The sequence below is a fragment of the Raineya sp. genome, from assembly GCF_053497555.1.
In genome coordinates this window covers 43,119-52,631 of sequence record NZ_JBRCWE010000113.1, presented here as the reverse complement: position 1 = coordinate 52,631, position 9,513 = coordinate 43,119, and the positions used below count along the sequence as shown (strand labels likewise).

At 39.6% G+C, this 9,513-nt stretch carries 9 protein-coding genes; 5 read left to right on the top strand and 4 right to left on the bottom strand.

Going from position 1 to position 9,513, the window contains the following annotated elements; genetic code table 11:
• The first annotated feature begins 150 nt into the window (after nt 1–150).
• The 3 genes from ACWITO_RS14395 to ACWITO_RS14385 all read left to right on the top strand — a co-directional run bounded on the left by ACWITO_RS14395 (nt 151) and on the right by ACWITO_RS14385 (nt 4,185).
• A complete protein-coding gene (locus ACWITO_RS14395) occupies nt 151–1,950 on the top strand; it encodes a DUF1800 family protein (RefSeq protein WP_448530688.1) in 1,800 nt (599 codons plus the stop codon).
• Between the two features lie 139 nt (nt 1,951–2,089).
• Nucleotides 2,090–3,808: a DUF1501 domain-containing protein gene (locus ACWITO_RS14390; RefSeq protein ID WP_448530687.1), complete on the top strand. Its 1,719-nt coding sequence runs from the start codon at nt 2,090–2,092 to the stop codon at nt 3,806–3,808.
• A 143-nt stretch (nt 3,809–3,951) separates the two neighbouring features.
• A complete protein-coding gene (locus tag ACWITO_RS14385) occupies nt 3,952–4,185 on the top strand; it encodes a hypothetical protein (RefSeq protein WP_448530686.1) in 234 nt (77 codons plus the stop codon).
• A gap of 74 nt (nt 4,186–4,259) precedes the next feature.
• Here the strand turns inward: ACWITO_RS14385 and ACWITO_RS14380 are convergent, their stop codons facing one another.
• The gene (locus tag ACWITO_RS14380; RefSeq protein WP_448530689.1) at nt 4,260–4,547 is read right to left on the bottom strand and encodes an ATP-dependent Clp protease adaptor ClpS; all 288 of its coding nucleotides are present in this window, start codon (nt 4,545–4,547) and stop codon (nt 4,260–4,262) included.
• Nucleotides 4,548–4,752: 205 nt separating this feature from the next.
• Between ACWITO_RS14380 and ACWITO_RS14375 the strand changes: the two genes are divergently transcribed.
• A complete protein-coding gene (locus tag ACWITO_RS14375) occupies nt 4,753–6,915 on the top strand; it encodes a sodium-translocating pyrophosphatase (protein ID WP_448530685.1) in 2,163 nt (720 codons plus the stop codon).
• A 162-nt stretch (nt 6,916–7,077) separates the two neighbouring features.
• On the opposite strand, the gene ACWITO_RS14370 is transcribed toward ACWITO_RS14375, so the two are convergent.
• From ACWITO_RS14370 to rsmA, 3 genes are all read right to left on the bottom strand, one after another.
• On the bottom strand, nt 7,078–7,662 hold the full coding sequence (locus ACWITO_RS14370) for a ClpP family protease (RefSeq protein WP_448530684.1): 585 nt from the start codon (nt 7,660–7,662) through the stop codon (nt 7,078–7,080).
• Nucleotides 7,663–7,692: 30 nt separating this feature from the next.
• Nucleotides 7,693–8,232 (bottom strand): PsbP-related protein, encoded by a 540-nt coding sequence (locus ACWITO_RS14365; RefSeq protein WP_448530683.1) that lies wholly within the window; start codon nt 8,230–8,232, stop codon nt 7,693–7,695.
• Between the two features lie 69 nt (nt 8,233–8,301).
• Nucleotides 8,302–9,075 (bottom strand): 16S rRNA (adenine(1518)-N(6)/adenine(1519)-N(6))-dimethyltransferase RsmA, encoded by a 774-nt coding sequence (gene rsmA, locus ACWITO_RS14360; RefSeq protein ID WP_448530682.1) that lies wholly within the window; start codon nt 9,073–9,075, stop codon nt 8,302–8,304.
• 118 nt (nt 9,076–9,193) lie between these two features.
• Between rsmA and ACWITO_RS14355 the strand changes: the two genes are divergently transcribed.
• Complete coding sequence (locus tag ACWITO_RS14355; RefSeq protein WP_448530681.1) at nt 9,194–9,499, top strand: ArsR/SmtB family transcription factor; 306 nt, start codon at nt 9,194–9,196, stop codon at nt 9,497–9,499.
• The last annotated feature ends 14 nt before the right edge of the window (nt 9,500–9,513 follow it).

Genomic DNA, 9,513 nt, shown 5'->3' with positions numbered 1-9,513 from the left:
TTAGATACTTTTTAAGGGACGACTAAGTACTCATAACCCAAAAGTTACAAAAATAATTTCTTGAAGTCAATGTAAGATTATTGTGATTTTTTGCTGAAACTTTTTGTCCAAATTGCCGTAATATAATAAAAGGCTAAAACTGAAATTGATATGCCTGCATTAGACCCTATTACTGGCAATTTGGGCGAAAACCGAGCCAAGCACCTTCTGCGTAGGCTTACCTTTGGTTATAGCAAAGCCGATGTGAGTGCTTTTCAAGGAATGAATATCAATACAGCTCTCAATCAACTTTTGAGCTTTACGATGCCTAATCCACCTCGCAGTTATACAGGTGCCGATTGGACAAACCCCGCTAATAAACCCCAAGCCGATGAAGAAGATTTTAGGCAAGAAGATGCTTTTCGTACTTGGTGGCTCGGAAAAATGTATGAAGATAACACTGCCTTTGAAAAGCTAACCTTTTTCTTGCATACCATTATTACTACCAAAAGAGGAGTCGTAGGGAGCAGTCGCTTTTTATACTATCAAAATCAACTTTTTCGCCGTTATCTTATCAACGATTTTACGAATACCAATCCAAATTTCAATCGCTATCATCAGTTTATTCTCAAAGCCTCTTTGGATAACTCAATGCTTATTTTCTTGGACGGCAGAACCAACGAAAAGGGACTTCCGAACGAAAATTTTGCAAGAGAACTGCTTGAACTTTTTACTTTGGGTAAAGGAGAAACACGTGGGGCTGGCGATTATACCAATTACACCGAAAATGACATCAGAGAAGCCGCCAAAACTCTTACGGGCTGGAAAACTGATGAATTTTTTAACCCTGCTTCCAATATCAATACCGCCACCATAGACCCCGATACGGGCTTGCCTACGGGGGTTGTACGTGTAAATCAGTTTGGAGAAGCTTTTTTACACGATAATACTATCAAGCAAGTTTTGGGTGTAAATATTGTTCCTAATCCTGCACTTTTGAGCCCCACAGGGCAAGCTACTGCCGCCAGTGCTTTGGACGAAGTAGTGCAACTTATCAATGCCATTTTCAATAAAAGAGATACTGATAACATTTCGCTTGCCGCCAAATATTTTGTCAGAAGGTTGTATCGCTTCTTTGTGCATCACGAAATTACACCTGCCGTAGAAACTAATGTTATTGTGCCTTTGGCTTTCCAAATGCAGAGTGAAGGTTTTAGAATTTCGGGGGTAATGCGTAGGCTCTTTGCCAGCGAACACTTCTTTGAGTTTGGAACAAGCACCAACAATGGGCAGTTTGATGATAAGTTTGGAGCAATGATAAAATCGCCTTTGGAAGTAACTTTGGGACTGATGCGTTACTTTCGGGCTATGCTCGCCTCGCAAATTCCTTCACACGATAGCAATTATGCGGGCTTTTATGATAAAATGGGAATGATGACAGGCGTGCTGATGGATATGGGCTTGGATTTTCTTGAACCTTATGACGTAGCAGGCTATGAGCCTTATCATCAAGCCCCCAATTATCAGCGAAACTGGATAACTACGAACAATTTAGCCAATCGCTACAAATTTGTCAGAGATTTGTTTGAAGGAAATTTAGGCTTTGGGGTTGATGTGTATGCTTGGGCAAAAAATACAGCCTTGAGTGGCATCACCAATGCCATAGCTACAACGCCTACGGTAGTAGGGGGCATCAGTGTAGCCAAAGACCTTGCCCGCTATGTGGCACGTGAATTTCTGCCTTTGTATCAGGAAAACGCTGAAATTACTGAAAAGCGAATGAATTATTTTGCTTTTTACCATATACGAGATATTGCAGGCGTAAATCCCAACGACCCCGACTCTCGTTTCAATGCTTGGGTATTTGGATGGAATAGTGCTAATCCTGCTATCATTGAAAGCAATGCTCGTGGACCTTTGAAGGCTCTTTTAGGAGCTATACTGCAAAGCCCCGAATATCAACTTTTTTAACTTTATCCGTAATTGTTCAGTCCAATTTATAGTATAGAAACAGGGTTTAGGATATTTAAACGGAGTAAAACTTTTACCTTAAACGCTTGAACCTTTTGAACGTAAATAATTACCTTTATCCAAACAAAAACATTTGCTTATGAAACGCCGTGAATTTATACGCAATGCCTCGCTGGCTACCGCAGGAACGTTCTTTTTGGAAGGAACTTTTTTTAAGCAACTGTATGGTTTGCCTCAAATTCAGGCTCTTGCCAAAGCCAGCAAGAACGATAGAATCCTGATACTTTTGCAACTACACGGCGGAAACGATGGTTTGAACCAAACCATTCCTATCAATCAGTATGCTGAATACTATAACTTACGCCCCAATATTGCTATTTCTGATACAGGTTCTCGCAAGTACATCAAACTTGATAATCTGCTACCTGACGAACAGCAACTCGGTTTGCACCCCGATATGCTATCATTAAAACAGCTCTATGATTCGGGCAAAGTCAATATTGTACAGAATGTAGGCTATGAAAATATGAATGGCTCGCATTTCAAAGGGCGTGATATTTGGTTTGGTGGGGTTGGAGCGAATGATAGAATTACTTCGGGCTGGATAGGAAGATACTTAGAACTTGAATTTGAAGGGGCAGGCGGCGTAAATCCCAAATTTCCTGACGATTTCCCTAATAACGATATGTTAGACCCTCTGGGCTTGGAATTTAGTGGGGGCGATGTTTCTTTGGGCTTTCATACCGAAGATACCATTCCTACGGCAATTTCTATCCCAAGTCCCAATTCTTTTTTTGGTTTGGTCAGCACTTTGCCCGGCTATGATGAGGAAATTTTGAAGCAAATTGATGATAGAGGCTTTCCACCTACTTCGCTCAATGGCTCCTTGTATGCCAATGAACTGAACTGGATTTTAGGTATTGAAGATAGCACTTACGATTATGCCAAACGCCTTAAAGAATGTTATGATAGAGGCGGAAATACGCAAGTCAATTATCCTGAACGCTATCCGCTTGCCGCCCCAAATGGTTTTCTGAATAACCCTTTGGCAACACCTTTCAAAATCATAGCTCGTCTGATTGCAGGTGGCTGTATGACTAAAGTCTATTTGGTGCGTATAGGTGGCTTTGATACACATATCAATCAAGTAGAACGCTACGATAACTCTCTTGGGGCTCACGCCGCCCTTACCTACCATATTTTCGCAACAATGAAGGCATTTCAAGAAGATTTGCGTTTAAGAGGGCTTGAAGGTAGAGTAGTTACCGTTACGATGTCAGAATTTGGCAGAAGGGCTAAATCCAATGCCAGCTATGGTAGTGACCACGGCACCGTAGCACCAATGTTTGTGTTTGGCAATAAAATCAATCCGGGGGTTATCGGCAAAAATACCGACTTGCGAAAAGCTCAAAGCAGTGGTAATCTTTCTGATGCTATAGGAGATTTTACAGATTATAGAACCGTTTTCAATACCATTCTGCAAGATTGGTTTGAAGTAGAACCTTCAAAAATACCTATCATTTTCCCTAATTTCAATCCTTCACTTACCATACCACTTTTCAATAAAAGTTTGACTTCTTTGGATAATTTTCTAAATGAACGCTATCGTTTGGAAGATGTATATCCCAATCCTGTAAAAGCAGAAGCTACTTTTAGCTTTTACATCAATACTGCCTCGCAGGTGAGAATGAAGCTACAAGACCTGAAAGGTAATCTCATTGCAATACTGATGAACGAATTTGTAAGTGAGGGCAGGCATACTTTTACGGCAAATCTGAGTTTCTTGCGTGCAGGTACCTACGTGTATTCGCTTGAAACCGAGCAAATACGAACTTCTAAAAAGCTGGTAAAAACTTAATCCTAATCCCGCAAAACACTTATCTTTGTTTGGGAGTTATTTTTTAGAAAATATTTTACCAAAATTCGTTTTTGGTAATGTTTTTGCTTATTTTTATTTGCTTTTTTGTTGAAATTTTCTTATCTTTCGTAAAATTTCGGCTTATGTTGGGCGTATTTGTTTATTTGATATTCTTTTCTGTCATTTTTGCCATAATGACGGTGATAATGCTTCGCAACCTTCGCAGAAACCCTTTTCCTCCTGATTCTGACGATGACGGCGGTATCGGAGGGAACAACGATTTCCCAATTATAGATTTGCCACCCGGCGGAAAAATTGAAGACTTGCTCGTAGATAGATGGCACGGAGATAAAATCAAGACCAAAACTTTGGTGTAAAGGCTTTTGCTAAAACATACAAGCGACCTATCAACAATGATTTAGGTCGCTTGTTTTTTTGTTTGGTAATAAATTTAAAAAATTTCTGCTGAAATACCTCTATCACAAATCCCCTGACGCATAGGGACAAGTTCATCAAAAGAGCCAAATTTTACGGTGCATTTACCTTTGTAATGAATAATCCAAGTGCATTGCTCGGCTTGTTCGGGGGTGTGCTTGCAAATTTCAATCAGTGTTCTGATGACGTGGTCAAAAGTATTGACATCATCATTGAATACAACCAATTCGTGTTCTCGGAGTTCAAGTTCATCAAGCAGAATATCTTCATCTACCGAGGGGTTTGTAAAGGGTTTGTTGCCCATAATGCTCAAAATTTTAAGCGTGAAACCCAAAAAGACTTTCACAAAAATAATTCATTTTTCAGGAAAAACAAACGAAAAATAAATGAAAATGTTACATTTTTCCAAAAAAATTTGCAAAACATTTCCCAGCAAAACTTATATTTGCACTCCTTTTTGAAGTGTAAAATTGTATTTTTCAACCTCATAAACTAAAATCAAAAAGCGTATGAATTTATCTTTCCTATTGTATGTAGTACCCATTTTAGGTGTTGTAGGGCTACTTTTTACCTACCTGAAATCAACTTGGGTGAGTAAGCAAGACGCAGGCGAAGAGAAAATGCAAGAAATTGCAGGAAACATTGCTCGTGGGGCTATGGCTTTCTTGAAAGCCGAGTACAAAGTGCTTGCGTATTTTGTAGTAATTACAGGCTTGCTTTTATTTTTTCTTTCTCAAACCAATGAAAAATCGCACCCACTTATTGTTTTTGCCTTTGTAGTGGGGGCAGTATTTTCTGCTATTGCAGGTTTTATAGGTATGCGAATAGCTACTAAAGCCAATGTGCGTACTGCACAGGCGGCTCGTAGCAGTTTGGCACAAGCCCTGAAAGTATCTTTTACAGGAGGTTCTGTAATGGGAACAGGCGTTGCGGGCTTGGCGGTGCTTGGCTTGGGTAGCTTGTTTATTTTGTTTATGGCTCTTTTTGTAAAAGATGGCAATGTAAATGGCGAGTCAATGGAAATTGCTCTGGAAGTGCTTACAGGCTTTTCGTTGGGAGCAGAAAGTATTGCTCTTTTTGCACGTGTAGGAGGAGGAATTTATACCAAAGCCGCAGACGTAGGGGCAGACTTAGTGGGTAAAGTAGAAGCGGGTATCCCCGAAGATGACCCTCGCAACCCTGCTACCATTGCCGATAACGTAGGTGATAACGTAGGTGATGTTGCGGGTATGGGTGCTGATTTGTTTGGCTCGTATGTGGCTACTATCCTTGCTACTATGGTTTTGGGTAGGGAAATTAAGTCGGCTGATGCCGTAGGTGGTATTGCACCTATTTTGCTTCCTATGCTGATTGCAGGAATTGGAATTATTTTTTCTATTGTTGGAATGCTTTTCGTAAGAATAAGCAAAGAAGATGGCAATGTGCAAGGTGCTTTGAACATAGGTAACTGGGCTTCTATTGTGCTTACGGCTATTGCTTCTTTCTTTGTAATACAATTTGTAATGCCTGCTCAAATGAGTATTCGTGGCGAGGTATTTACTTCAATGGGCGTATTTTGGTCGGTAGCTATCGGACTTTTGGTAGGTGCTTTGATGAGCTGGATTACCGAATATTATACTTCAATGGGTAAAAGACCCGTGCTATCTATCATCAAAAAATCAGGTACAGGACACGCTACCAATGTTATTGGCGGTCTGGCAGTAGGTATGGAATCCACAGCCTTACCTATTATTATTCTTGCGGCAGGTATTGTGAGTTCGTATTATTTTGCGGGTTTGTATGGCGTAGCCATAGCGGCGGCAGGTATGATGGCAACTACGGCAATGCAACTTGCTATTGATGCCTTCGGACCTATTGCCGATAATGCAGGAGGAATCGCCGAAATGGCAGGTTTGGAAGAAAATGTACGTAAGAAAACAGACGTGCTTGATGCCGTAGGTAATACTACTGCCGCCGTAGGAAAAGGTTTTGCGATAGCTTCAGCGGCACTTACTTCGCTTGCCTTGTTTGCGGCGTTTATGGGTACAGCAGGCATTGAGGTAATTGATATTTCCAATGCCAAAGTGCTTGCAGGGCTTTTTGTAGGTGGAATGATACCTTTTATTTTCTCCTCTTTGGCTATCAATGCCGTAGGAAAAGCCGCTATGGATATGGTAAATGAGGTACGCCGTCAGTTCCGTGAAATTAAAGGAATTATGGAAGGCAAAGCTCGTCCCGAATACGAAAAGTGTGTAGCTATTTCTACTCGTGCCGCCATTCGTGAAATGCTTTTGCCCGGAGCCATTGCCTTGGTAGTGCCTGCTGTTACGGGCTTTGTGTTTGGAGCAGAGGTACTCGGCGGATTGCTTGCAGGTATCACCGTTTCAGGGGTACTTATGGCAATGTTTCAATCTAATGCGGGGGGAGCTTGGGATAATGCTAAAAAATCTTTTGAGAAAGGTGTAGTTATTGACGGACAGACCTATTACAAAAAATCAGAGCCTCATAAGGCTTCCGTAACAGGCGATACCGTAGGAGACCCTTTCAAAGATACCTCAGGACCTTCTATGAATATCCTTATCAAACTTACTTCTATTGTGGCATTGGTGATAGCTCCTTACATTGCTAAACCCAAGACTTTCATCAAAACCACCCAAACCACTGAAACTCCGAAAATGATTGTGCAGAAATAAAGTAGAACTTTCGGGATTTGCAGGGTAGATACTTCAAACCCGACAGGTTTCCAAAACCTGTCGGGTTTATTATTTAATTTTCAAGTAGTTATTTTAGGCAATTTTTGCAGACTAATTTTTGAGGCATACGAGGGCTTCACTTGAAATGAAGCCCTCATTTTTTTAGATTTTTGTTACAATTTCATCAACGATGCCATAGGCTACGGATTCTTCGGCATTCATCCAATAGTCGCGGTCAAAATCTTTCATAATTTGCTCAACGCTTTTTCCGCAGTTTTCGGCTAAAATTTTAGCACCTAACTCTTTGGTTTTTAGGATTTCTTTGGCAGTAATAGCTATATCGCTGGCTTGCCCCTGAATATAGCCACCAATAGCGGGCTGATGTATCATTACTCTGCCACTCGGATAAATGAACCTTCTACCTTTTTTACCCCCTGAAAGCAGAATAGAACCCATTGAGGCGGCAAGTCCGATGCAAACGGTACTCACAGGTGAGCTAATCATTTGCATTGTATCGTAAATAATCATTCCTGAGGTAACAACCCCGCCCGGGCTGTTGATGTAGAAAGTAATTTCTTTGCCGGGGTCTTTTGCTTCCAAATAAAGCAGTCTATCTACCACATATTTTGCCGACTCATCGTGTACTGCCCCCCATAAAAATATTTTTCTTTGGGCTAAAAATTCTTTTTCAAACTTAGCACCACCAATTTCGGCAAGCAATTCTTGCAAATCTTCTGATTTTATCATAGGTCAAAAAAGTTTTATCGTTCAATCGGTTTATTTTATTTTGAATGAATTGAATATTTTTTCTGCTGTATTCAAGTAGGTATCGTATTTGTTTTGTTCGGCAGTAAAAGTGAGAATATAGGCTTTTTGTTTTACTACCCAATAATATTGCAAAAATTTAAGGCGATAATTGTTTTGTGTGGCTGTATAAACCATTTTTTGATATTCACCATTGGTATTTTTAAGCCTTTTGCTTTCCAAGATGCTGGCATTTTGCAACATTGTTTTTATTTGTTCTTCAGAAATTTGCGTATATTGGTTCAAATCAACATTATAGCCTGCAAGGTCTTGAATTATCAAATTTACATTTTCCTTGAAGTTATCTTGTGCCGATTCCAAAGGCGAGAACAAGATAAAACTACTTCCCATCTGACCGCTTTGGTTGAGTTCCCAGTTGGCAGGGTATTGGATAGCATACTGGTTGTTGCTTAAAGTTTTCCATTGGGTATTGCTGTTTGCATTACTGCGAGGGGGTTGTCCATAAGACCAAAAAGGGAGCAGAGCAATCAAAATAACCAAATACGTTTTCATAGAATTTAAGTTTGAAACCAAATAAAAAATCTAAAAGTTCGGAAACCTTCTTTGCAAATATGCAAAAAATTATGATTGCTCTTGAATTTTTTGTGTAAGAAAAACAAAATCCGAAACAGAAAGTTGTTCTGCACGTTTTTGGAGCATACTTTCGTTTTTGAAACTTTCCGTTCTGATAAATTTCTGCAAAGCATTTCGCAGGGTTTTGCGTCTTTGGTTGAAGGCAGTTTTTACTACTTCAAAAAAGAGCAATTCATTACAAGGTAATGTTTGGATAGAATTTCTTTGCAAACGAATAACCCCCGACTTTACTTTGGGGGGCGGCTGGAAAACATTTTCCGAAACCGTAAAATGATATTTTACTTCGTAATAAGCCTGCAAAAGTACGCTCAAAATGCCATATTCTTTGCTACCCGGTGGTGAGGCGAGCCTTTCGGCTACTTCTTTTTGTAGCATACCCACTACTTCTACCACCTGATTACGATTTTCAAGAATTTTGAAAAAAATTTGTGAGGAAATATTGTAGGGAAAATTTCCGATAATTGCTATATTTGAAAAAAAATTGGAACGTAAGTCCATAGCCAAAAAATCACCTTCCCAAAGTCGGTTTTGAGAGGCTATTATTGCAAAATGCTCTTTTAGGTATTGAATAGACTCACTATCAATCTCAATGATGTAAAGAGGATTTTTTTTGTGCAAGAGAAATTGTGTCAGAACACCTGTACCTGCTCCAATCTCTAAAACTGGTATTTCTGCGGGGCTTTGCAAAAGGTCTGCTATTCTTTGAGCTATTTTAAGGTCTTTCAAGAAGTGTTGTCCTAAATGTTTTTTGGGCTTTACCATAATGTAATTGTAAGAAAATTAGACAAATGAAAAAAATTACCTTGTAATACTTGAAAAAAATCAAAAACTTGCGAAACTTTTATTAGAAAAAAAGAACACCACTGAAAATTAAGTAGTTATGGCGAAAAAAACAAAAACTACTCCTACCATTCCCAATAAAAAAGTTACTGCTTTTTTGAAGGCGATGGCTCACCCTATCCGAATGAATATTGTACTTTTATTGCTACAAAACCCCAAAATGACCGTTTCTGAAATTTGTGAAACTTTGGATTTAGAGCAGTCGCTTACCTCTCATCATTTGGCAAATATGCGAAATAGCGGCGTGCTTGCAAGCAAAAGAGAAGGGAAAAATATTCAATATATGTTAGGAAGCCCTAAAATCAAGGAAATTTTAGAAACTATCGAGAGCTTGGTTGGAGAATAGAGTATAGAGACGCA